Origin of the sequence: Micromonospora sp. DT31, assembly GCF_049841795.1 — a bacterium.
In the GTDB taxonomy this organism is placed as follows: Bacteria; Actinomycetota; Actinomycetes; order Mycobacteriales; family Micromonosporaceae; genus Micromonospora.
This window is the reverse complement of the sequence record NZ_JBNCKZ010000002.1, coordinates 239,396-261,758: the sequence shown is the minus strand read 5'-3', so window position 1 is coordinate 261,758 and position 22,363 is coordinate 239,396. Positions and strand designations below refer to the sequence as shown.

20 protein-coding genes, 1 tRNA gene and 3 pseudogenes are annotated in these 22,363 nt (G+C 72.7%); 10 read left to right on the top strand and 14 right to left on the bottom strand.

Annotated elements, in window-relative coordinates; genetic code table 11:
* The first annotated feature begins 78 nt into the window (after positions 1-78).
* Together ACLQ2X_RS05145 and ACLQ2X_RS05140 are read left to right on the top strand one after the other, a co-directional pair.
* Positions 79-1,503: a carbohydrate-binding protein gene (locus ACLQ2X_RS05145; protein ID WP_425679766.1), complete on the top strand. Its 1,425-nt coding sequence runs from the start codon at positions 79-81 to the stop codon at positions 1,501-1,503.
* Positions 1,504-1,643: 140 nt separating this feature from the next.
* Positions 1,644-3,209, top strand: coding sequence for a cellulose binding domain-containing protein (locus ACLQ2X_RS05140; RefSeq protein ID WP_425679765.1), 1,566 nt, complete (start codon positions 1,644-1,646; stop codon positions 3,207-3,209).
* Between the two features lie 12 nt (positions 3,210-3,221).
* Here ACLQ2X_RS05140 and ACLQ2X_RS05135 read toward each other — a convergent pair whose 3' ends face one another.
* Entirely contained in the window at positions 3,222-3,884 is a 663-nt protein-coding gene (locus ACLQ2X_RS05135) for a DedA family protein (protein WP_425679764.1), read from the bottom strand.
* A 69-nt stretch (positions 3,885-3,953) separates the two neighbouring features.
* Positions 3,954-4,553 (bottom strand): DUF1349 domain-containing protein, encoded by a 600-nt coding sequence (locus tag ACLQ2X_RS05130; RefSeq protein ID WP_425679763.1) that lies wholly within the window; start codon positions 4,551-4,553, stop codon positions 3,954-3,956.
* 53 nt (positions 4,554-4,606) lie between these two features.
* Between ACLQ2X_RS05130 and ACLQ2X_RS05125 the strand changes: the two genes are divergently transcribed.
* The gene (locus ACLQ2X_RS05125; protein WP_425679762.1) at positions 4,607-6,259 is read left to right on the top strand and encodes an alpha-amylase family protein; all 1,653 of its coding nucleotides are present in this window, start codon (positions 4,607-4,609) and stop codon (positions 6,257-6,259) included.
* 59 nt (positions 6,260-6,318) lie between these two features.
* The gene (fabG, locus tag ACLQ2X_RS05120; RefSeq protein WP_425679761.1) at positions 6,319-7,077 is read left to right on the top strand and encodes a 3-oxoacyl-ACP reductase FabG; all 759 of its coding nucleotides are present in this window, start codon (positions 6,319-6,321) and stop codon (positions 7,075-7,077) included.
* Here the strand turns inward: fabG and ACLQ2X_RS05115 are convergent.
* Together ACLQ2X_RS05115 and ACLQ2X_RS05110 are read right to left on the bottom strand one after the other, a co-directional pair.
* Positions 7,050-7,524: pseudogene (locus tag ACLQ2X_RS05115) on the bottom strand (hypothetical protein). The gene fabG and the pseudogene ACLQ2X_RS05115 overlap by 28 nt on opposite strands.
* The gene (locus ACLQ2X_RS05110) at positions 7,517-7,930 is read right to left on the bottom strand and encodes a hypothetical protein (protein WP_425679760.1); all 414 of its coding nucleotides are present in this window, start codon (positions 7,928-7,930) and stop codon (positions 7,517-7,519) included. Before ACLQ2X_RS05110 ends, ACLQ2X_RS05115 begins: the two are co-directional and overlap by 8 nt.
* Positions 7,931-8,061: 131 nt before the next feature.
* On the opposite strand from ACLQ2X_RS05110, the gene ACLQ2X_RS05105 reads away from it, so the two are divergent.
* The 3 genes and pseudogenes from ACLQ2X_RS05105 to ACLQ2X_RS05095 form a co-directional block, all read left to right on the top strand.
* Positions 8,062-8,958, top strand: a complete 897-nt coding sequence (locus tag ACLQ2X_RS05105; protein ID WP_425679759.1) for a Gfo/Idh/MocA family protein — start codon at positions 8,062-8,064, stop codon at positions 8,956-8,958.
* A gap of 458 nt (positions 8,959-9,416) precedes the next feature.
* Positions 9,417-10,121: pseudogene (locus ACLQ2X_RS05100) on the top strand (ribosomal RNA small subunit methyltransferase A); the annotation flags it as partial.
* Positions 10,054-10,491 (top strand): annotated as a pseudogene (locus ACLQ2X_RS05095) (erythromycin esterase family protein); the annotation flags it as partial. The pseudogenes ACLQ2X_RS05100 and ACLQ2X_RS05095, both read left to right, overlap by 68 nt.
* A gap of 34 nt (positions 10,492-10,525) precedes the next feature.
* Here ACLQ2X_RS05095 and ACLQ2X_RS05090 read toward each other — a convergent pair.
* The 3 genes from ACLQ2X_RS05090 to ACLQ2X_RS05080 all read right to left on the bottom strand — a co-directional run bounded on the left by ACLQ2X_RS05090 (position 10,526) and on the right by ACLQ2X_RS05080 (position 13,951).
* Positions 10,526-12,706: an MMPL family transporter gene (locus ACLQ2X_RS05090; RefSeq protein WP_425679758.1), complete on the bottom strand. Its 2,181-nt coding sequence runs from the start codon at positions 12,704-12,706 to the stop codon at positions 10,526-10,528.
* Between the two features lie 26 nt (positions 12,707-12,732).
* Positions 12,733-13,278, bottom strand: coding sequence for a TetR/AcrR family transcriptional regulator (locus tag ACLQ2X_RS05085; RefSeq protein ID WP_425679757.1), 546 nt, complete (start codon positions 13,276-13,278; stop codon positions 12,733-12,735).
* Between the two features lie 91 nt (positions 13,279-13,369).
* Positions 13,370-13,951, bottom strand: coding sequence for a PadR family transcriptional regulator (locus ACLQ2X_RS05080; RefSeq protein WP_425679756.1), 582 nt, complete (start codon positions 13,949-13,951; stop codon positions 13,370-13,372).
* Between the two features lie 56 nt (positions 13,952-14,007).
* Between ACLQ2X_RS05080 and ACLQ2X_RS05075 the strand changes: the two genes are divergently transcribed.
* Together ACLQ2X_RS05075 and ligD are read left to right on the top strand one after the other, a co-directional pair.
* On the top strand, positions 14,008-15,186 hold the full coding sequence (locus ACLQ2X_RS05075) for an FAD-dependent oxidoreductase (RefSeq protein WP_425679755.1): 1,179 nt from the start codon (positions 14,008-14,010) through the stop codon (positions 15,184-15,186).
* Positions 15,187-15,262: 76 nt separating this feature from the next.
* Complete coding sequence (ligD, locus tag ACLQ2X_RS05070) at positions 15,263-16,222, top strand: non-homologous end-joining DNA ligase (protein WP_425679754.1); 960 nt, start codon at positions 15,263-15,265, stop codon at positions 16,220-16,222.
* Positions 16,223-16,228: 6 nt separating this feature from the next.
* Here ligD and ACLQ2X_RS05065 read toward each other — a convergent pair whose 3' ends face one another.
* Complete coding sequence (locus tag ACLQ2X_RS05065; protein ID WP_425680013.1) at positions 16,229-16,861, bottom strand: DUF1275 family protein; 633 nt, start codon at positions 16,859-16,861, stop codon at positions 16,229-16,231.
* A 22-nt stretch (positions 16,862-16,883) separates the two neighbouring features.
* Between ACLQ2X_RS05065 and ACLQ2X_RS05060 the strand changes: the two genes are divergently transcribed.
* Entirely contained in the window at positions 16,884-17,438 is a 555-nt protein-coding gene (locus tag ACLQ2X_RS05060; protein ID WP_425679753.1) for a cupin domain-containing protein, read from the top strand.
* A 57-nt stretch (positions 17,439-17,495) separates the two neighbouring features.
* Here the strand turns inward: ACLQ2X_RS05060 and ACLQ2X_RS05055 are convergent, their stop codons facing one another.
* The 6 genes from ACLQ2X_RS05055 to ACLQ2X_RS05030 form a co-directional block, all read right to left on the bottom strand.
* The gene (locus tag ACLQ2X_RS05055) at positions 17,496-18,971 is read right to left on the bottom strand and encodes a helix-turn-helix transcriptional regulator (RefSeq protein WP_425679752.1); all 1,476 of its coding nucleotides are present in this window, start codon (positions 18,969-18,971) and stop codon (positions 17,496-17,498) included.
* Positions 18,972-18,988: 17 nt separating this feature from the next.
* Positions 18,989-19,492 carry a hypothetical protein gene (locus ACLQ2X_RS05050; RefSeq protein ID WP_425679751.1) on the bottom strand — a complete coding sequence of 168 codons (504 nt, stop codon included), beginning with the start codon at positions 19,490-19,492 and terminating at the stop codon, positions 18,989-18,991.
* A gap of 207 nt (positions 19,493-19,699) precedes the next feature.
* Positions 19,700-19,774: transfer RNA gene (locus ACLQ2X_RS05045), tRNA-Arg, on the bottom strand.
* Positions 19,775-19,849: 75 nt separating this feature from the next.
* Positions 19,850-20,545, bottom strand: coding sequence for a winged helix-turn-helix domain-containing protein (locus ACLQ2X_RS05040; RefSeq protein ID WP_425679750.1), 696 nt, complete (start codon positions 20,543-20,545; stop codon positions 19,850-19,852).
* A 191-nt stretch (positions 20,546-20,736) separates the two neighbouring features.
* A complete protein-coding gene (locus tag ACLQ2X_RS05035; RefSeq protein WP_425679749.1) occupies positions 20,737-21,405 on the bottom strand; it encodes a DUF305 domain-containing protein in 669 nt (222 codons plus the stop codon).
* 10 nt (positions 21,406-21,415) lie between these two features.
* Positions 21,416-22,333 (bottom strand): DUF3105 domain-containing protein, encoded by a 918-nt coding sequence (locus tag ACLQ2X_RS05030; protein WP_425679748.1) that lies wholly within the window; start codon positions 22,331-22,333, stop codon positions 21,416-21,418.
* Positions 22,334-22,363 lie beyond the last annotated feature (30 nt).

Below are 22,363 nucleotides of genomic sequence, written 5' to 3'. Positions count from 1 at the left end.
CAAGTGCGGGGGCGGGCGCGTAGAAATCGCTCTCAGAGAGCGCTCTCCCGGACCGTCCCCCGCAGAGAGGCACCCCGAATGAACCCGATTCCGGCGGCTCCGGCCGCCTCCGCCACCGTGCCCCGAACACGCCGCCGGCTCGCCCTGGCCGCAGGCGTGCTCGCCCTGACCACCGCGCTCACCGGCGTCTCGATGACCGCCCGGGCGGCGGTGCCCCCGACGCCCTCCGGCTGGAACCTGGTGTGGAGCGACGACTTCGCCGGCGGGGCCGGAACGCTGCCCTCGTCCGCCAACTGGATCATCGACACCGGCACCGGCTACCCGGGCGGCCCGGCCAACTGGGGCACCGGCGAGATCCAGACCTACACCTCCAGCACCGCCAATCTGGCCCAGGACGGCTCGGGCAACCTGCGCATCACGCCGTTGCGGGACGCCGCCGGCCGCTGGACCTCCGCCCGGATCGAGACGGTACGGGCGAACTTCAAGCCACCGTCCGGCGGCGTGCTGGCCATGGAGGGCCGGATCCGGATGCCCGACGTCACAGGCGCGGCGGCGTCCGGCTACTGGCCGGCGTTCTGGGCGCTCGGCTCGCCCTACCGGGGCAACTACCAGAACTGGCCGGGCATCGGCGAGTTCGACGTGATGGAGAACGTCAACGGGATCAACTCGGTCTGGGGCGTGCTGCACTGCGGCGTCGCGCCGGGTGGCCCGTGCGGGGAGTTCAACGGCATCGGCGCGTCCCGGGCCTGCCCGGGCAGCACCTGCCAGTCGGCGTTCCACACCTACCGGTTCGAGTGGGACGCCTCGACCAGCCCGCAGCAACTGCGCTGGTACGTCGACGGCCAGCTCTTCCACACCGTCGGGCAGAACCAGGTCGGTGAGCCGTACTGGGGTCAGATGACCAACCACGCCGGCTACTTCATGCTGCTCAACGTGGCCATCGGTGGCGGCTTCCCGGACGGGGTGGCCGGCTCGGCGACGCCCACCGCGGCGACCGTGCCCGGCCGGCCGATGCTCGTCGACTACGTGGCCGTCTACACCCGGGGCGGCGGTGGCGACCCGTCGCCGACCCCGACCACGCCGCCGCCGGGCGGGGTGCGGGACGCGTACGCGACGATCCAGGCCGAGTCGTTCAACGCGCAGAACGGCGTGCAGGTGGAGACGTGCGCCGAGGGCGGCCAGGACATCGGCTGGCTGGCCAACGGCGACTGGGCCCGCTACGACAACGTCGACTTCGGCTCGACGCCGCCGCGCGACTTCGTGGCCCGGGTCGCCTCCGGCGCGGCGGGCGGGGTGAGCGGGCTGGTCGAGGTGCGGGTGGACAGCCCGACCGCGCCGCCGATCGGCAGTTTCGCGGTCGGTGACACAGGTGGCTGGCAGACCTGGCGTTCGGTGCCCGGCAACGTCGCCGCGGTGACCGGCCGGCGCACCGTCTACCTGACGTTCAGCAGCGGTCAGCCGTCGGACTTCGTCAACGTCAACTGGTTCACCTTCCGCCGCTGAGCGCGGCCGGGGTGCGGCCCGGACCCTACGGTCCGGGCCGCACCGAACCAATGCTGGACAGAAACAGTTAACACTCTTAATAATAGGCGCACGTCGACGGTAGTGAATGCCTCTGCCCCCGCCCGTCACTGGAGGACGCCGTGAGACTCCGCCCCCGCCTGGCGACGCTCGCCGCCGCGCTGACCACCGCCGTGGTCGCCGGCGCCCTGCTGGCCGCGCCACCCGCCTCCGCCGCCACCGCCACCTTCGTCCGCACCTCCAGCTGGAGCAGCGGCTACGAGGCCCGGTTCACCGTCACCAACGACACCTCCACCGCCATCTCCTCGTGGAACGTGCAGTTCGACCTGCCCGCCGGCAACACGCTCGGCTCGTTCTGGGACGCCCGCCTGAGCACCTCCGGCCAGCACGTCACCGCCGTCAACCAGTCCTGGAACGGCGCGCTCGCCCCCGGCGCCAGCACCAGCTTCGGCTTCGTGGTCAGCGGCACCGGCGACCCGGTCAACTGCACGGTCAACGGCGCGTCCTGCACCGGCGGCGGCAACCCGGGCAACCCGGGCGCCCCGGCCACCCCCGCCGGGCTGCGGGTCACCGGCACCACCGCGTCGTCGGTGGCGCTGGCCTGGAACGCCGTCCCCGGCACGGTCACCGGCTACCGGGTGTACGAGGGCGGCACCGTCAGGGCCACCGTCACCGGCACCTCGGCCACCGTCTCCGGACTGGCCGCGTGCAGCGGACACAGCTACACCGTGACCGCGTACGACGGCGGCGGCGAGTCGGCCCGCTCGGCGGCGGTCGCGGCCACCACGGGCGGCTGCAGCGGCGGTGGCGCCGGCGCGATGGCCGCCGCGCCCTACCTCTACCCGGGCTGGGGCGACCCGCCCGCGCCGGCCACCGTCATGGGCGCGACCGGGATCAAGTGGTTCACCATCGCGTTCGTGCTCTCCGGCGGCGGCTGCATCCCGGCCTGGGACGGCAACGGCCCGCTGACCGGCGGCCCGCACGCCGCCACCATCGCCGCGATCAAGGCGGCCGGTGGCGACGTCATCCCGTCCTTCGGCGGGTGGAGTGGCAACAAGCTCGGCCCGAACTGCTCCTCGGCCGCCGCCCTGGCCGGCGCGTACCAGCAGGTCATCAACGCGTACGGGCTGAAGGCGATCGACATCGACATCGAGAACAGCGACGAGTTCGAGAACGAGGTGGTGCAGGACCGCATCCTGGACGCCCTGAAGATCGTCAAGCAGAACAACCCGGGCATCAAGACCATCGTCACGTTCGGCACCTCGACCACCGGCCCGGCCTACTACGGCACCCGGCTGATCAACCAGGCGGCGGCCAAGGGTGCCGGGATCGACGTGTTCACCATCATGCCGTTCGACTTCGGCGGCGGCGCGAACATGTACCAGAGCACGGTCAACGCGGCCGAGGGCCTGAAGACCGCGTTGAAGAACGCGTTCGGCTGGTCCGACGCCATCGCGTACGCGCACATGGGGCTGTCCGGCATGAACGGCCTCTCCGACCAGCAGGAACTGACCACGCCGGCCACCTGGACGCAGATCCGCGACTGGGCCAAGGCCCGCGGCCTGGCCCGGTTCACGTTCTGGTCGGTCAACCGGGACCGGCCCTGCCCGGGCGGCGGCGTGGTCGCCAACTGCTCCGGCATCGCGCAGGACACCTGGGAGTTCACCGCCGTCACCGCCGGCTTCTGACCGGCACCGGCCTCAGCGCCCGGTGGTCACCGACTGCCGGGCGCGCCGCCGGCGCACCTTCTTGACCGCCCAGCTCACGATCATGAAACCGAAGACCGCGAAGATCGCGTAGTTGAACCACTGGCTGTACTTGTCGACGTCCTTCCACCGCGATCCGAGGACGAAGCCGGCGCCGACGATGAGCGTGTTCCACACCCCGCTGCCGAGCGTGGTGAGCAGGATGAACTCGCCCAGCGGCATCCGGTTGGCGCCGGCCGGGACGGAGACCAGGCTGCGCACCACAGGCACCACCCGGCCGATCAGCACCGCCCACCGGCCGTGCCGCTCGAACCACCGGTCCGCCTTCTTCAGGTCCTCCTGGTCGACCAGCGGGATGTGGTCCAGCCACCGCTTGAGCCGGTCCTCGCCGAGCACCGCGCCGAGCCAGTAGAGGACCAGCGCGCCGAGCAACGAGCCGACGGTCGCCGCGACCACGATCAGCACCAGGTTGAACCGGCCCTCGGCGGCCAGGTAACCGGCCATCGCCAGCACGATCTCGCTCGGGATCGGCGGAATGATGCTCTCCAGCGCGACCAGCAGGGCCACACCGACCGCGCCGAACGAGTCGATCACGCTCGCCACCCAGCCGGTCAGCCCGGTGAACTCGTTCGGGTTGACATCCTGGGCGAGGGCCATGGTGGTCCTTTCACGCGGAGCCGGAGATCCGGGATTACTACCCAGGCCCGCCGGAGACACACCTGTGACTCAGCCCTCCGGGTGCAGCGCCGCGTCCGCCGGACCCCGCCGCCAGCCGGTGAAGCGGACCCGTAGGCCGCCGCGGCTGGGTGAGCAGCAGTACGGCCCGGCCGACGCCGTCGCCGCCGGATCGAGCGGGGCGACCCGGACCAGTCGCCACGGTTCCTCGTCGCAGCGGGCCCGGACGGTCAACGCGTCCCCGGCCCGGCTCACCCGCACCGTCACCAGGCGGCCCGACCACTGCGGCACCGGCGCCACCGACCAGTCGGAGAACTCGTCGGTGACCACGGCGCCCACCTGCGGCGCCCCGTCGCTCACCTCGACGCCGGCCTTGGTCCACCGCCGCTCGTCCACCCGCACCAGCACGCCGGCCTGGTCGAACTGCTCGGCGTAGTCGAGGCGGAAGGACACCTCGACCGCGCTGCCCACGCCGAACGGGGTGAGCAGCGCGCAGCCGTCGTCGTGCACGAAGCCGTAGCTGGTGCGCCGCCAGAAGTCGCTGCCGTCGTGCGGCTCGACCAGCAGGTCGCCGTCGCTCTCCTCGACCCGCGCCGGTGGGTTCAGCCAGGCGCCGGCGGACCAGTCGACGGCTGAGGTCTCCTCGCTCACCCCGGCACCGTACCGGGTTTGCCGGCGCCGACGTTCGGAGAAGTAGTCACCGCATGGGTGACAGGTGGTATCAGGAGGCGGTCGTCTACTGCCTCGACGTCGACACGTACGCGGACTCCGACGGCGACGGGGTGGGTGACTTCCAGGGTCTGATCAGCCGGCTCGACTACCTGGCCCGGCTGGGGGTGACGTGCCTCTGGCTCAACCCGATCCACCCCTCGCCCAACCAGGACGACGGGTACGACGCCACCGACTTCTACACCGTCGACCCCCGCCTCGGCACGCTCGGGGACTTCGCCGAACTGCTGCACCAGGCGGGCAACCGGGGCATCCGGGTGATCATCGACCTGGTGGTCAACCACACCTCGGACCAGCACCCGTGGTTCCAGTCCGCCCGGTCCTCGCCCGACTCGCCGTACCGGGACTGGTACGTCTGGGCCGAGCACGAGCCGGCCGACCGCCACCAGGGCATGGTCTTCCCGGGCGAGCAGCACGAGACGTGGACCTACGACCGGACCGCGAAGGCGTGGTACTACCACCGCTTCTACAAGTTCCAGCCGGACCTGAACGTCGAGAACCCGAAGGTCCGGGCGGAGATCAAGAAGATCACGTCCTTCTGGCTCCAGCTCGGCGTCGCCGGCTTCCGGATGGACGCGGTGCCGTTCATCATCGAGCGCACCGAGCCGGGCAACCCGGCCTCGCCCAAGGACTTCGACTTCCTCACCGACCTGCGCCAGCACGTGCAGTGGCGGCGCGGCGACGCGGCCCTGCTGGCCGAGGCGAACGTCGAGCCGGACGAGTTGCCGGTCTACTTCGGTGACGGCAGCGGCTCCGGCAACCGCATCCACATGCTCTTCGACTTCATGCTCAACGGCCGGCTGATGCTCGCCCTGGCCCGGGAGGACCCGGAGGTGATCATCGACGCGTTGCGCGACACCCCGAAGCTGCCCACCGGCGGCCAGTGGGCGACCTTCCTGCGCAACCACGACGAGATCGACCTGTCCAAGCTCACCGCCGACCAGCGCAACGACGTGCTGGGCAAGTTCGGGCCGGACGAGAACATGCAGCTCTACGGCCGGGGCATCCGCCGCCGCCTGGCACCCATGCTCGGCAACGACCGGCGGCACATCGAGCTGGCCTACTCGTTGCAGTTCTCCCTGCGTGGCACCCCGGTGCTGCGCTACGGCGAGGAGATCGGCATGGGGGAGGACCTGTCGCTCAAGGGGCGCGACGCGATCCGCACCCCGATGCAGTGGTCCTACCAGGACAACGCCGGCTTCTCCACGGCCGAGCCGGAGAAGCTGATCCGCCCGGTCATCGACAAGGGTGAGTACGGCTACCAGCACGTCAACGTCACCGCCCAGCGCAAGGACCCCCGGTCGTTGCTGGGCTGGTTCGAGCGGATGATCCGGACGCTGCGGGAGGCGCCGGAGACCGGCTCCGGCAGCACCACCCACATCGACGTGCCGATGCCGCCGGGGGTGCTCGCGCACCGCGCCGACGGACGCACCGGGACCATGGTCTTCCTGCACAACCTCGGCACCTCCGACGTCGAGGTCGACCTGAGCACGCTTGCCCCGGAGGCGGACCAGCCGATCGACGTGCTCAGCGACCGCAACTACGAGGACGTGGGCAAGCTCGACCGGCTCAAGCTCGGCGGGCACGGCTACCGGTGGATCCGGCTCTGCCGACGTCACGCGGTGTAGGGCGGCGTACGGCTGGGTTAAGCTCCTTCGATCGAGCCACAAGTTACCGGGAGGTAAGCATGTCGGAGGAGCCCCGCGTCGCCATCGTGACCGGATCCGCGCGCGGCATCGGCGCGGCCACCGCCCGCCGGCTGGCGGCCGACGGCATGGCCGTCGCCGTCGTCGACATCGACGAGTCCGCCACCAAGGAGACCGTGGACGCCATCGCCTCGGCCGGTGGCCGGGCGCTCGGCGTCGGCGCCGACGTGTCCGACCGGGCCCAGGTCGAGGCCGCCGTGGCGCGGGTCACCGCCGAGTTGGGCGCCCCGACGGTGCTCGTCAACAACGCCGGCGTGCTCCGCGACAACCTGCTGTTCAAGATGGCCGACGCCGACTGGGACACCGTCATGGGCGTGCACCTGCGCGGCGCTTTCCTGTTCAGCCAGGCCACCCAGAAGCACATGGTCGAGGCGAAGTGGGGCCGGATCGTCAACCTCTCCAGCACCTCGGCGTTGGGAAACCGGGGCCAGGCGAACTACTCGGCGGCGAAGGCCGGCCTCCAGGGCTTCACCAAGACGCTCGCGATCGAGCTGGGCCCGTTCGGGGTCACCGTCAACGCGGTCGCACCGGGCTTCATCGTCACCGACATGACCGCCGCCACCGCCGCCCGGATGAAGGTCGACTTCGAGGCGCTGAAGCAGCACGCCGCCGCCGAGATCCCGGTCCGCCGCGCCGGCACCCCGGAGGACGTCGCGCACACCATCTCGTTCCTGGCCGGCGAGGGCGCGTCCTTCGTCTCTGGCCAGGTCATCTACGTGGCCGGCGGCCCGAAGGACTGACCGGGCGCGCTCCACCCGGCGCGGTCCCGCTCAGGCGGGGTCGTGCCGGGTGCGCCAGAGCCAGAACAGGCCCAGCACCGGCAGCACCAGCGGCACGTAGCCGTAGCCGCTGCCGAAGCCCGACCAGACCGTCTCGTCCGGGAACAACTCCTCGTCGACCACGCTGAGCAGACCGACCCCGAGCACCCCGACCAGCTCGACCGTGCAGCAGGCAAGCGCCACCCGCCGGCCGGCGTGCCCGGCCCGGGCCAACCCCACCGCCGCCACGATGTAGATCAGCGCGGCCAGCGCGGACAGCAGGTACGCCACCGGCGCCTCGTCGAGCTTCGTGGCGATCTGCAGGCCGGCCCGCGACGTCGCGGCGATGGCGAAGATGATGTAGACGGCGATCAGCAGCCGGCCCGGCCCACGGTTGGTGGCGCGTTCCTGCGTCGTGGTCTCAGCCACCGAGGGCCTCCCAGGTCTGCTGAAGCCGTACCGCCACGACCGGCGTGACCAGGCAGACCGCGCAGACGATGCCCGAACCCCAGCGGGTCGGCTCCATCCGGGCCAGCACCCAGGCCAGCGGGGGCAGGCAGACGAGCGTCACCAGGTAGCCGAAGAACGCACCCGGCTCACCGGGCCGCTCCCCGCCGCCGAGCGCCACCAGGGCCACCACGGTGAGCGCGAGCAGCGCCACCTCCAGCACGGCCAGCCCGACGAACTGGACCCGGTCCGGCGGCCGGTGGCGTACCGCCACCACCAGGGCCCAGACCGCGACCGCCAGCGAGATCACGATCGCGACCGTGGCGAGCGGCCCGTCCACCGGGGAACCGGAGGCCGCCGCGCTGGTCGTCGACACGGTGTCGTTCACCGGCACAGCCTACTAACCGGTGTAGTAGCGGCTCGCCCGCCGGGTCGGGGCGCGCCGGGCGAGTCCGGCGACTAGCGTGGATCACGATCCCGGCGCACGCCGGTGGTCGATGTCGGCGGCAGGGGGTCGGGGTGCGGTTCGGGTTGTTCGGCACCGGTTACTGGGCGGCGGAGACGCACGCCGCCGCCATCGAGGCCCACCCGCGGGCCCAACTCGCCGGCGTGTGGGGGCGCAACCCCGCGAAGGCGGAGGAGTTGGCCACCCGGCACGGCGTACCGGCCTTCACCGACGTCGACGCGCTCATCGACGCCTCGGATGCGATCGCCGTGGCGCTCCCACCGGATGTGCAGGCCGACATCGCCGTCCGGGCCGCCACCGCCGGGCGGCACCTGCTGCTGGACAAGCCGCTGGCACTCGACCTCGCCGACGCCGACCGGGTGGTCGCCGCGACCGAGGCGTCCGGGGTGGCCTCGGTGGTCTTCTTCACCCAGCGCTTCCACCCGAACGTCACAGGCTTCCTCGCCTCGACGGCGGCGGCTGGCGGCTGGCAGCACGCCCGGGCCACCATGTTCGCCTCGATCTTCCAGCCCGGGAACCCGTACGGCGACTCGCGCTGGCGGCGGGAGCGGGGCGCCCTGTGGGACATCGGCCCGCACGCGCTGTCGCTGATCCTGCCGGTGCTCGGCGGGGTCACCCGGGTCGCTGCGACGGACGGGCCGAGCGGTCTGGTGCACCTGTTGCTCACCCACGACGGCGGCGCCACCAGCTCGCTCTCGCTCACGCTCGACGCGCCCCCCGGGGCGGTCGCCCGCGACTTCGTCTTCTTCGGCGAGAACGGCACCGAGACCGTCCCGCCCGGCGACGGCAGCGCCCTGCGGGCGTTCGGCGCCGCCCTGGACCAGTTGCTGGAGGAGGTCGACGCCGGCACCCGCGACCACCGCTGCGACGTACGGTTCGGCCGCGAGGTGGTGGCCGTGCTCGCCGCCGCCGAGACCGCCAGGGCGCAGGGACGCACCGTCGACCTGTAGGAAATCGGTCGCCGGGGCGACGGCCGGCCGCTAGCGTCGCCCGCATGTTCACGCACGCCCTGATCCGCGTGGCCGCCGCGCCGGCCGCGCACGGGTTCCTCCTGGTTGCCCGTCCGCGGTTCCGGCGCCCGGCCCTGGCCGGCCGGTACGCCCGCCGCGTCTGACCTGACCGCCGGCTCCTGCCCGCCCGCCTCGCACGAGGTGGTGCCGGTCGCGCCATCTCCACGAGGTGGCGGTGTCTGCCGTCCGTCGACCACGCCACCTCGCCGAGGTGGCGTCCGCGCCGATCCCTGGCGCCGCGTCCCGGCCACTCTCCAGGGCCGTCCGAGTCCCGATCCGCTCGGACCGCCCGCCCATCCGCCCTGTGCCGCCTCGGCGCACCGCCGTCTCGACGGCGAGGGCGACACCCGCGCAGCGGTCCGTACCCGTCGCCGTCCGGCGACAGACAGGACGAACCCGTGGCGCCCCGCCGACCCTCCGCACGCGACCGGTCCCGTCGCGTACTGTCCCAGAACTTCCTCACCGACCCGGCCGCCGTCGCCCGGATGGTCCGGGCGACCCGCCCCGACCCGGACGGCCTGCTGCTGGAGGTCGGTGCCGGTGACGGCCGGCTGACCCGGCCGCTCGCCGGCCGATGCGGGCGGCTGATCGCCTACGAGGTGGACCAAGCCGTGCTGCCGGACCTGGCCGTGACCTGCGCCGGCCTGCCGAACGTCGAGGTGCGGGCCGCCGACTTCCTGGCCGCGTCGCCGCCCGGCGAGCCGTTCTCGGTGACCGGCAACATCCCCTGGTCGCTGACCGCGGCGGTGGTGCGGTGGTGCCTGGCCGCGCCCGGACTGCGCACCGCCACGCTGCTCACCCAACTCGACTACGCCCGCAAGCGCACCGGCGACCACGGCCGGTGGAGCAGGCTCACGGTGCTCACCTGGCCGGAGCACCACTGGCGGCTGGCCGGTCGGGTCCCCCGGTACGCGTTCCGGCCGGTGCCGGGTGTGGACGGCGCCATCCTGCGCCTGGAGCGCCGTGCCGTGCCGCTGGTGGCGGCGGCGGAACTGCCCGCGTACCGGCGGATGGTGGAGGTGGGGTTCGGCGGGGTTGGCGGCCGACGGCATGGTCAACCTGGGCCAGCTCGGTCGGGAGCGGCACGGGCGGGACGCGGTGACGCTCATCGGCTTCGGCAGTTGGCGGGGCAGTGTGGTCGCCGCCCCGCGCTGGGGTTCCCCGGCCGAGACGATGGCGGTGCCGCCGGCCCGGGCGGGCTCGGTGGAGCATCTGCTGCACGAGCTGATGCCGGACCGGGCGGTGCTTGTCTTCGGCGGCGCGGACGAACCGGACTGGGTGACCGAGGAGGTCGACCACCGGGCCATCGGGGTGGTGTACGACCCGAGCTTCGAGTCCTGGGGCAACTACGTGCCGACCCGGCTGGGTGAGCGCTACGACGCGTTCGTCTGGTGCGACGAGACGACCGCGCTGCACCCGCTGCCCACCCGGGTGACGCCGAGCGAGATGGAGACCTACCCGGCGGGGGTGTGACCGGGTGGGGCCCGGCGGGGCCCCACCCGTCGGCTCACGCCTCGGCGTGCTTCTTCTCGTTGAGGTGGGCGCGCAGGCCCTCACCCTCGACGTCCACGTTGGGCAGGATCTTGTTCAGCCAACGGGGCAGCCACCAGGCGGCGTTGTTCAGCAGCGACATCACCGCCGGCACGATGGTCATCCGGACCACGAACGCGTCGATGGCGACGCCGACCGCGAGCGCGAAGCCCATCGACTTGATGATCGGGTCCTCCAGGAAGACGAAGCCGCCGAACACCGAGATCATGATGAGCGCGGCGGCGGTGACCACCCGGGCACCGTGCCCCATGCCGTTGATGGTGGCCTGCTGGGCGGTGTCGCCGTGCACGAAGTCCTCGCGCATCCGGGACACCAGGAAGACCTCGTAGTCCATGGCCAGGCCGAACAGGATGCCGATGAGCAGGATCGGCAGGAAGCTGACCAGCGGCGCCGGGGTGTCCAGGCCGACCAGGTCGGCCAGGTGGCCCTGCTGGAACACCGCGACCGTGATGCCGAACGTGGCCGCCACGGTGAGCAGGAAGCCCAGCGCCGCCTTGACCGGCACCAGGATCGACCGGAACACCAGCATCAGCAGCAGGATCGACAGGCCCACCACCAGCAGCAGATAGACCGGGAGCGCGTCGGAGAGCTTCTCCGACACGTCGATGCCGACCGCGGTGACGCCGGTGAGCAGCACGTCGACGTTCTGGACGCCCGATACCCGCTCACGGATGTCGTGCACGACCGTCTCGGTGGCCTCCTCGGTCGGCCCGGTCTTCGGGATCACCCCGATCAGGGCGGTACGCCCCGACGGGTCGACCTGCGGCGGGGCCACCGCGAGCACCCCGTCGGTCTTCTGGATCAGCTCGGCGACCTGCGGCACGGCGGCCTGGGTGGCCTGCGGCGAGTCGGCCGTCACCACCACCGCGAGCCGGCCGGTGAAGCCGGGACCGAAGCCCTCCCGGACCAGGTCGCTGCTGACCCGGGCCGGGGTGCCCTCGGCGGCGGCGGAGGCGTCCGGCAGCGCCAGGCGCATGTCCTGGGCCGGGATCGCGAGCAGGCCGAGGCCGAGCAGGCCGACCAGGATGACCGGGATGCGGAACCTGGTCACCCAGTTCGCCCAGCGGAACCCGAAGCCGGAGCGGTCCTCCGAGCCGGTGCCCGGGTCCTCGACCGCCTTGCGGTCACGCAGCTTGCGCGGCAGCACCTTGCGGCCGGCGAAGCCGAGCAGCGCCGGGGCCAGCGTGATCGCCACGAGCACGGCGACGGTCACGGTGCCGGCGGCGGCCAGACCCATCACGGTGAGGAACGGGATGCCCACGACGGCCAGACCGGCGAGCGCCACCACCACTGTCGCCCCGGCGAAGACCACGGCCGAGCCGGCGGTGCCGACCGCACGGCCGACCGCCTCCTCCGGGGACAGCCCGTCGAGCAGGTTCTGTCGGTGCCGGGAGGTGATGAACAGCGAGTAGTCGATGCCGACCGCGAGGCCGAGCATGAGTGCCAGGATCGGCGCGGTGCTGGTCAGCTCGACGGTGCCGCTGAGCGCGAACAGGCCGGCCATGCCGACGCCCACGCCGATCAGCGCGTTCAGCATGGTCATCCCGGCCGCCACCAGGGACCCGAACGTGATGACCAGGACGATCGCCGCGACCGCCACGCCGAGCACCTCGGTCGAGCCGACCTCCGGCTCGCCGTTGAGCACCTCGCCGCCGGGGGCGATCTGCCAGCCCTGCGCCTCGGCCTGCGCGCCGACCTTCTCGTACGCCTCGCACTGCTCGTCGGTGACGTCGTCGGCGCGGCCGGCGAACTGCACCTGGATCAGCGCGTACCGGCCGTCCGGGGTGAGCGCCTGCGCCTGGTAGGGGTCGACCGCGCCGACCACCCCGGGCAGCGTGGCCGCCTCCTGGGTGACCTGCTTGACGACCGCCTGCCCGGCGGGTGTGGTGAGCGCGCCGTCCTGCGGCGCCTTGACGGCGATGGTGCCGGTGGCGCCGCTGGCCGCGGGGAACCGGTCGGCCAGCAGGTCGATGGCCTTCTGCGACTCGGTGCCGGGCATGGTGAAGTTGCTCGCCGTCGGGCCCCTCAGCGTGGCCGCGGCCAGGCCGAGACCGACGAGTACGACGAGCCACACGACGGCGACGAGTCGCCGTCGGCGCAGGGATGCCCGGCCGAGCCGGTACAGCAGGGTGGCCATGAGTTTCCTTCGTCCTCGGGTGTGGATCAGATGGTGACGTCGAGTGCGCGGTATGCGACGGCGAGCAGCGCGGGTCGCAGCTCGTCGTCGCGGATGTCCAGGAACTCGCCGCAGGTCTCGGCGATGCCGGCGAGTACGACGAGCGCGGCGACGCGGGCCGCCGGCCGATCGGAGAAGCCGGCGAAGGCCGCGACCAGCCGCTCGGAGATCTGTTGGATGTGCGCGAACGCGGGCTCCTGGAGCAGGTCACCGAACTCCCCGCGCAGCAGTGCGATCTCCCGGCGGAACCGGACCGCCAGGTCGACGAAGCCCTCGGCGGCGACGCGCTGCGCCTCCGCGCCGGTGTGCGCGGCGGTCCGGGCGTCGACTTCCTCCAGCATCGCGATGGCCGGGGCCATCAGCTCCCGCAGCAGCGCGACCTTGCTGGCGAAGTGGTAGAGCACGGTGGCCTTCGAGCAGCCCACCTCGTTGGCGATGTCCTGCAACGAGGTGCCCTTGTAGCCGGTGACGGCGAACCGCCGGGCCGCCGCGGTGAGCAGCTCGCCGTGGGTGGCCGGGGTGGAACGTGCCATGTCCTCCAGCATGCCTGACCGATCGGTCAGCACCTGACCGATCGGTCAGATCGGGCGCGTGGTCTTCGCCACAGTAGGCTGTTCTGCCTGGTCAGCCGGTCCATTCGGCGAGCCAGTCGCCGGACCAGGTGAGCCTTCCCGCGCGCAGGTCGGCGACGAGCGCGCGGACCCAGTCCAGCTCGGCGCGGAGCACGGCCGCCCGGTACTCGTCCTCGACCAGGAAGAGTCGCGGCAGATCCACCGCGTTCAGGGTCGCCACGCGCTCACGCAGCCGCGCCTCGATGGCGACGGCCCGCTGTTCGAGCCGCCGGGTCGCCTCCTCGGGCGGCAGGATGGGCAGGAACGACAGGGCGGCGGGGAACTCCGGGAACTCCCGGGCGGGGGCGGCGAGCGCGTCGGCGAGCCACCCGTCCAGGGTGCGCCGTCCGGTCGGGGTGAGCGCGTAGACGGTGCGCTCCGGCCGTCCCTCCTCGCGCGTGGTCTCGGCGACCCGGATCAGCTCGTCGCGGCGCAGGCGCTCGATGGTCTGGTAGATGCTGTTGCGCTGCGCGACGTTGACCACGTCCTGCTTGTCCCGCTCGCGGATGAGCTGCTGCATCCGGTACGCGTGCATCGGCTCCTCGACCAGCAGGGCCAGCACCATCATCGCCAGCGGCGAGCGACGAGCCGTCATGCGCCCACCCTAGGTGACCCCTGGCCACTCATAGTCATTTTATGTATAGTCATGACATGACTAAAGCTGTTGTCGTCGGTGCCGGCCTGGCCGGTCCGGTCGCCGCCATGGCGCTACGACGCGCCGGCATCGACGCCCCGGTCCACGAGGCGTACCCGCGCGACGCCGTCGGCGTCGGCGCGTTCCTCACGCTCGCGGCCAACGGGCTGGACGCGCTGCGCGCGATCGGACTCGACGGCCTGGTCGCCGGGCTCGGCCACCCGACACCGCGGATGGTGATGCGCGACCACCGGGGCCGCCGGCTCGCCGAGTTCGGTGCCCCCGGCAGCCGCACCGTCGGCCGCTCCGACCTCTACCAGGCGCTGCGCGACGAGGCGGTGCGCCAAGGCGTCGAGTTCGTCCACGGCGCGCGGCTGACCGACGCCGTCCCGACCGACGGCGGCGTGACCGCGCTGTTCGCCGACGGCCGCACCGTCCACGGCGACCTACTGGTCGGTGCCGACGGGCTGCGCTCCCGGGTCCGCACCGTCATCGACCCGGCCGCCCCCACGCCCCGCTACGTGCCGTTGCTGAACGCCGGCGGGTTCGCCCACGGGCTGCGCCTGCCCGACCCGCCCGGCGCGATGCAGATGATGTTCGGCCGGCGCTGTTTCTTCTGCTGGATCGTGGTGGGACCCGACGAGGTCTGGTGGTTCGCCAACCCGCCGCAGCCGGTCGAGCCGAGCCGGGAACACCTCGCCGCGATCGACCCGGACGAGGCACGCGCCCGGCTGCACGCGCTGCTCGCCGACGATCCCGGACCGGCGGCGGCGATCCTCGACCACACCGCCCGGATCGAGTACGGCTGGCCGACGTACGACCTGCCCTCGGTGCCGCGCTGGCACCGCGACCGGATGATCGTCATCGGCGACGCGGCGCACACCGCCGCACCCTCCTCCGGACAGGGCGCGGCGATGGCCTTCGAGGACGCCGTCCAGCTCGCCCGCTGCCTGCGTGACCTGCCGGACGTCCCGGCGGCCTTCGGAGAGTACGAGCGGCTGCGCCGTGGACGGGTGGAACGGGTGGTCGCGCAGGGACGACGGACCAGCAGCACCAAGGTGGCCGGCCCGGTCGGACGGACCATCCGGAACCTGGGCATGCCACTCGCCGCCCGATACCTGGCGCGTAACGACGGCGCCGCCCAGGCGTGGCTGTTCGACCACCACATCGACTGGGCGCAGCGGGTGGCGGGCTGAACCGGCCGGACCGGTCGCCGACGCCCGGTGCCGTGTCGGGGTTGCCGAGCCGGCCCCGGCCCGGGAAGGTGGGCGGATGGGCGCCGCCGACGAGACCCGGGCCGGAGTGTCGCTGACCAACCTCGACCAGCCGCTGTTCGACGGCGCCGGGGCCACCAAACGCGACCTCGTCGACTACCTCGACGCCGTGCGGGAACGGATCCTGCCGCAGGTGCGCGACCGGCCGCTGTCGGTGCTGCGGGTACGGCCCGGCCAGGAGCCGTTCATGCAGAAGAACCTGCCGAAGTACACGCCCGACTGGGTGCGCCGCACCGAGGTCTGGGCGGAGGCGTCCCGCCGGCGGATCTCCTACGCGCTCTGCGACGACAGGCGGACGCTGCTCTGGTTCGCCAACCAGCGCGCGGTGGAATACCACCCGACGCTCGCCCACGCCGGGCACCCGGAGCACCCGACCCATCTGGTGCTCGACCTGGACCCGCCGGAGGGCGACTCGTTCCCGGCCGCGGTGCGGGTCGCGTTGCTCGTGCGGCAGGCGCTCGCCGACAGCGGACTGGCCGGCGCGGTGAAGACCAGCGGGGCGAAAGGGCTGCACGTGATCGTGCCGGTGGCGCCGGAGACGACGGCCGAGGAGGCCGCCGCCGCGACCCGGGCCCTCGCCGCCCGCACCGAACGGCTCGACCCGGCGGCGGCCACCACCGCGTTCATCGTGGCCGACCGTGGCGGCCGCGTCTTCGTCGACTCCACCCGGGCGTACGGGGCGACCGTGGTGGCCGCGTACAGCCCTCGCATCCGTCCCGGCACGCCGGTGTCGTACCCGGTGGGGTGGGTCGACCTGGAGGCGGCGCGGCCGGCCGACTTCACCGTGCGGACGGCGCCCGCGCTGCTCGGCGACCGGGACCCGTGGGCCGGGGAGATGCCCGCGCCGCAGCGGCTGCCGGCGGACCTGGTCGCCGAGGGGCGGACCATCCCGGTCGCCCGGGTGCAGGCGATGCACGAGGGCAAGCGTCGTGCCCGGGCCCGGCGCGCGGCCGGGTGAGCCGGGTCAGCGACGCGCGGTCGCCGGTGACCGCTTGCCCCAGGTGAGCGCGATCAGCGCCACCGAGAGTGCCCAGGTGACCACCAGGGTCCAGATCGGCCGGCTCTCGGTGGCCGCCCCCACATATCCGCCCACCGCATAGCTGACGAGGCAGAGCAGGCCGGTGGCGGCGAGCCGGCCGGCCGCGGCGCGGCCCGACGGCTCGAAGATCCAGTCGGCGATGCCCTTGGTGGTGCGCAGCACCGTACCGGTCTGGTAGGACGTGGCGGTCTGCACGCCGAAGGTGCGGACGATGAGGCCGCCGAGGATGCCGACCGGGAACGCAAGGAGCGCGGTCAACACGGTGCGCTCGGCCAGCGAACCGCGTCCCGAATCGAGGGACCGGTCCACCAGACCCCAGACGACGAGCAGCGCCAGCATGGCGAGCAGCTCCATCCCGGGCGGGGTGAGCGGGCCGGCCGGCGACAGCCTGCGGATGCCGGCACCGAGCAGGCCGCCGAGACCGAAAGCGACGAGCGACACCAGTGCGGACGGCCACGCCGGGAGATGACCTGCCGCCCCCATTCCGACGAACGCCACGTTGCCCGTCTGAATGCCCACGAAAACCTTGTACTTGAGGAAGGAAAAGGCATCGACCACCCCAGCCAGGCCGGTGGCCAGCGTGAGGGCGAGAAATGGCACGCGGGTCCCGCCGCCGCTGGCCGAGGACCGGGTGTTCAGCCCCACCGGCGACGTGCCGCGGACGTTCAAGCACAGCCTGCTCGCCCAGACACCGGAGAAGTTCGAGGGCGGCAGCGTCCGCATCGCCGACTCGAGCAACTTCGCCGCGGCGATCACCACGACCGTCGCCATGGTGGAGATCGAACCCGGCGCGCTACGGGAACTGCACTGGCACCCGAACGGCGCGGAGATGCAGTACGTCATCTCGGGCATGGGGCGTATGGGGGTGTTCGCCAACCACGGCACGGCGCGCACCTTCAACATGCAGACCGGAGACGTCGGCTACGTGCCGATCTCGATGGGCCACTACATCGAGAACACCGGCGACAAGCCCTTCGTCTACCTGGAGCTGTTCCGGACCGCGAAGTTCGAGGACGTGTCGCTGGCACAGTGGCTGGCGAACGTCCCGCCGGAGGTGGTCGCCGACACGATCAACGTGCCACGCGAGCTGGTCGAGGCGCTGCCGAAGACGAAGAGCCCGGTCCAGCGGCACTGACATCGACAGGCGCGGAGGCCACCCGAGGCGGGTGGCCTCCGCGCCGGATCGTCGCGTTCAGCGGTCGTCGTGCTGCCCGGCCTCCCACACCAGCGCCAGCTCCACCCGGTTGCGGACATCGAGCTTGGCGTAGATCGCGCGCAGGTGGGTGTCGACGGTGTGGAACGAGACGAACAGGTCCCGCGCCGCCTCCTGCTTCGTCATCCCGACGGCGAGCAACTCGGCCACCCGTACCTCGGCGGGGGTCAGCGTCGCGAGGGTCGGGGGCGCGGGATCGGCGGGTGCGGGGGTGCGCCCCGGCGTCAGGTCGCCCGTGGCGCCCATCCGGGTGTACATGGCGGCGTATTCGGCGCGCACGTCCCGCGCCTGGACCGCCGGCAGGCCGGGCACCGACGCCAGGTCACGCAGGGCGTCGGCCAGCGCCGGTCGGGCAGAGGTGGTACGCAGCAGCCGTACCGCCGCGTGCAGGGCAGCCGGGTCGCCGGTCAGCAGCCCGTCGGCCTGGTGGGCGACGCCCCGCCAGAGCCGGTTGTTGGCGGTGCCGGCGGCCCGCTTCAGGTGGCCGGCGAGCACCTCGGCGCGGTGCCGGTCGCCGAGCGCCAGCGCCACCCGTACCAGCCGGGGCCCGTGGTGTGGCACCAGCAGCAGGGGAGCCCTCGTCCGGTTGGGGATGTCGAGCGTGGCCCGCAGGAGCGCGGCGTGCCGGTCCGGTTCCGGGTCCTCGGCGGCGGCGCAGCCAAGCCGGAACCACTGCATGTGGTCGGGCCAGTCCACGGCGGGGCGTTCCCGGGCGAGCAGGGCCCGCGCGGGGCCCACCTCACCCCGGCGCAGCAGCACCTCCACCACCGTGGCGAGCAGGTCCACCCGGGCCTCCACCGGCATGGAGGTGCCCGGTTCCCGCAACGCCAGCCGGGCCCGGGCCTCCGCCTCGGCGAGTTCGCCGGTGGCGAGCCGGACCGTGCAGTCCAGGGCGGTGAACAGCGGCTGCGCCACCAGGCCCAACGTGTCGATCTCGGCGCCGACGGCGTCGAGCGCGGACGCGGCGTCGACGTAGTGGCCCAGCGCGACCTGGCTCGCGACCCGGGCCAGGCGCAGGAAGATCGCCTGGGTGCGGGCCGTGGGCTCGGTGGCGTCCACCTCGCGCAGGAATCGTGCCGCGCCGGCCAGGTCGCCGATGCCGGCGGCCAGCGACGCGCGGGCCAGTGCCAGCCGGATCTCCCCGCCGGGGGCCGGAGCGGTGGCGTGGGCCCGTTCCGCTCTCGCCAGGAGGTCGGTGGCGTCGGGATGCCCGAAGCGGGCCGCCAGCGACGCCAGCATGGTCAGGGCCCAGCTCCGACCGGCGGCATCCCGGTCCTGGTCCAGCGCCCGACCGAGGTACGTCAGCGACAGGGCGGGCCGCTGCGTCGCGTAGCAGGCGCCGAGCCGGCCGAGCAGGACGGCCTGCTGGCGTGGCCCGTACCTGTCGGCGGCGACCTCCCGGTGCAGCATCGCCAGCGTCTCGTCCACCCGGCCGGCGAGGAAGAGGTTGTCCACGAGGTCGACCAGCCAGGTCAGGCGCTCGGCGCCTCCTCGGGGGCGGGGGCGGCGAGCAGCAGGTCCGCGGCGAGGCTGGGACTGACCGCCGGGTGGTCGGCCAGCCGGGCGACAAGCGTCCGGGCGGAGCCGCTGGACGCCGGCATGGCCCGCAGCAGTTGCCGGGCGGCCTGGGCCGGGCGGCCGGCGTCGGCGAGCACCTCGGCGGCGGTCTCGCGCAGTCCCTGGCGCAACGACGGCGGAGCGTCCCGCAGGACGCTGTCGCGCAGCGCGATGGTGGCCAGCCGCAGTCCGGCGGCCGTGTCGACGAGGAACCCGCGGCAGATCAGCTCCTCCACCGTCCCCTCGATCGACGGCTGCGGCGGGGTGCCGGCCCGGTTGGCCATCTGATCGAGGAACCACAGGCCGCAGGGCGCGTCGGCGACGGCGACGGCGCGCAGCACCCACTGCTCGACAGCGGTCAGGGACGCGGGAACGCCTGTGTGCATCTTGGGCCGGTTGGTCAGCGGCGTGTCGGGCAACGATCACCTCGCGGCGTTTTCCGGGGTGGCTGCGGTGGAACCCGTCACCGCGAGGCTAACCGGGCCGGGAGGCGCCCACCCCCGGTTTCCGGCAGCAAAGGCGAAAGCTGTTCAGGCCGCGCCCCGGTCACGGGCCCGGGGTGCCTCGACGACGAAGGCCCCCGACCGGTTTTCGCCCGGTCAAGGGCCTCTCGTGCTGGTTTGCTCTGGTGCCCCCGGCAGGATTCGAACCTGCGCCCCCGCCTCCGGAGGGCGGTGCTCTATCCCCTGAGCTACGGGGGCTCAGCGACCCGAGAAGAGTAGCAAACCCCGTCTCCGATCACCGAATCGGTATCCCGCGGTCGATCTTCGGCCGGTTCAGGCGGCGGCGACGGCGCGACCGCAGCTCGGCAGCGGGTGCACCGCGATCCGCTGGGGCAGTCGGCGGGGCCACTCGTTGCGCGGCCATGAGCCGTCCACGATCAGGTGCACGGTGCGCTCCTCGGCCCCACTGAGCCGCAGCACGAAGTCCCGGGGCAGGGGCGGGTCCACCGACGGGGTGGTCACCATGAACCGCACCCGTCCCCGGGAGGAGACCGCCGACACCACGTCGGCGGCGGGCATGGTGCCGCGCAGGCGTACCCGGCCGATCCAGTAGACCTCCGCGTCGTGCTCCTGTGCGGCCCGGGTGATCGCCGGGTACTCGCTGCGTACCCACCGTTCGACCGCGCCGACGCAGAGCCCGCAGGCCCGTTCGCGCGGCTCGCGCGGCCCGAGCCCCCAAGCCCGCAGGTACGCCCCGACGGTGCCGGTGTCCAGCGCCAGCCCGAACCGGCGCTCGATGAGCGCGGTCAGGCTCTGCCGGGTCCAGAGTTCCTCGTCCAGACCGAACTCGTCGGGGTGGACCCCCCGCAGCACGTCGATGAGTTCGAGTTCCTGTTCGCGGCTGAGCGTTCCCGGCTCGCCCTGCCGCAGTCCGCGACGGACGGCTGCCACCGCTCCGTCACCGCCGATGGTGTGGCGTCGGCACCAGCTGGTCACCGACCGCCCTGCGTCTCTGAGTGCAACCCCCACGTCCTACGCAACGACCACGAATCCCAACCGGTCACGATATGTAGGTAGAAAAGTCGCTAAGCAGTGCAATGGGTTGTTAGCGCCAAAACGTTATAAACGGTCATAACGGGCAAAGTTGGTCACGGTGCTAAGCCCGGAGCCCGCGTCGCGGCAACGACGCGGGCTCCGGGTGGGCTGGACGGGTGACGCGGCTACGGGGTGCCACCCAGGCGCTTCAGCGCCGCGGACAGGTTCGTCAGGTCGTTCTGCTGGGTGTTCTTCATGGTCTGCGCGACCGCCCGGACGTCGTCGTCGTGCCCCTCGTCCAGGATGCCGTCGATCATGTGCACGCCGCCGATGTGGTGGCGGATCATCATCTGCAGGAACAGCACGTCGAACTCGCGGCCGCCCGCCGCCCGCAGCTTCGCCATCTCCTCCGGCGTGGCCATCCCCGGCATCAGGCCGTTCTTCACCAGGCCGCCGCCGTCGGACATCCACGCCATCGGAGCCTCGTCGCCGGTCGGATCCAGCTTCCAGGAGCGCAGCCAGGTCTGCATGGTGCCGATCTCACCCTGCTGCCCGGTGGCGATGTCCACACCGATCTGGCGTACCTCGGCGTCCTCGCCCTGGCGGAACGCGAGCAGCCCCATGGCCACCGCCTGGTTGTGGTGCGCCGTCATGTCGCGTGCGAAGCCCGCCTCCACCGAGTTGTTCCCCGGTCGGGTGAGCGCCGGCGTGAGCAGACCGCCGGCGTACCCCAGGAGGAGCCCGACCACGACGGCGGCGGCCACGACCAGCAGGCCGTAGCGTCGCGCCGCCCCCCGGCCGTCGGCGGCCGGGGCCTCGTCGATCTCGCTGTCGGTGGTCACCGGCGCGCTCATCGCGGCGTCCTCACTGGGCGGGCTGTTGCTGGGGCAGGTTGTCGCGAGGGGTGGTGCCGGGGGCGGTGACGCCCTGGTCGCAGAGGGCGTTCGGGCCCTCGACCGAGGCGTTCACGCGAAGCGTCTTGACGAACTCGTCGATCCGCCCGTCGTCGGCGTTGTCGACCTTGAGCTGGTAGCCCCAGGCCTGCAGGGAGATCGGCTTGTCCAGCCCTTCGAACGGGCTGAGCATCATCTTCTCCTTGCCCTGCACCTTGCTCTTGAGCTTCTCCACCTGGTCGGCGGGCAGGTCCGGGCGGTAGGTGATCCAGACGGTGCCGTGCTCCAGGCTGTGCACCGCGTGCTCGCTGGCGATGGGGGCGTCGTAGACGTCGCCCATGCAGTTCTGCCAGGCCTGGTTGTGCGGCCCACCGACCGGCGGGAGGATGTCGTACTTGATCGTGCCGGGCTGGTGGTTGCCGCCCTTGACCAGTTCCTTGTCCTTCTCGCGGTAGTCGACCACGCCGTCGATCGCCCGGGCCCGCTTCTCCCAGGGCTGGGCGCCCTGGTAGACCGCCCAGGCGCCGGCGCCGATGATGCCGACGGCAAGCAGGCCGACCGCCGCGAACAGCGCGATCGGGCCCCACGAACGACCCTGACTGACCTTCACCGGGGCGATCGGCTTGCGACCCTTGCCCCCCGCGCCGGGACGCGGGTTGCCCTTGCCGCCGCCGGCCTTGCCCGCGCCGGGCCTGCCCGCGTCGGCCTTGCCCGCGCCGGCCTTGGCCGTTCCGGCCTTGCCCGCGCCGGCCTTGGCCGTTCCGGTCTTGTCCGCTCCGTCCTTGGCGGCGGGCTTGTCGGCAGCCGCGGGCCGGCCGGCGCCCGGCTTCTTGCCGGTGCTGACCACGGTGGGACGGCGTTCCGGGCCGCCCGGGGTGCTGATGCTCATCGTGCCTCGTCAGGTCGGTCGGTCAGGGGG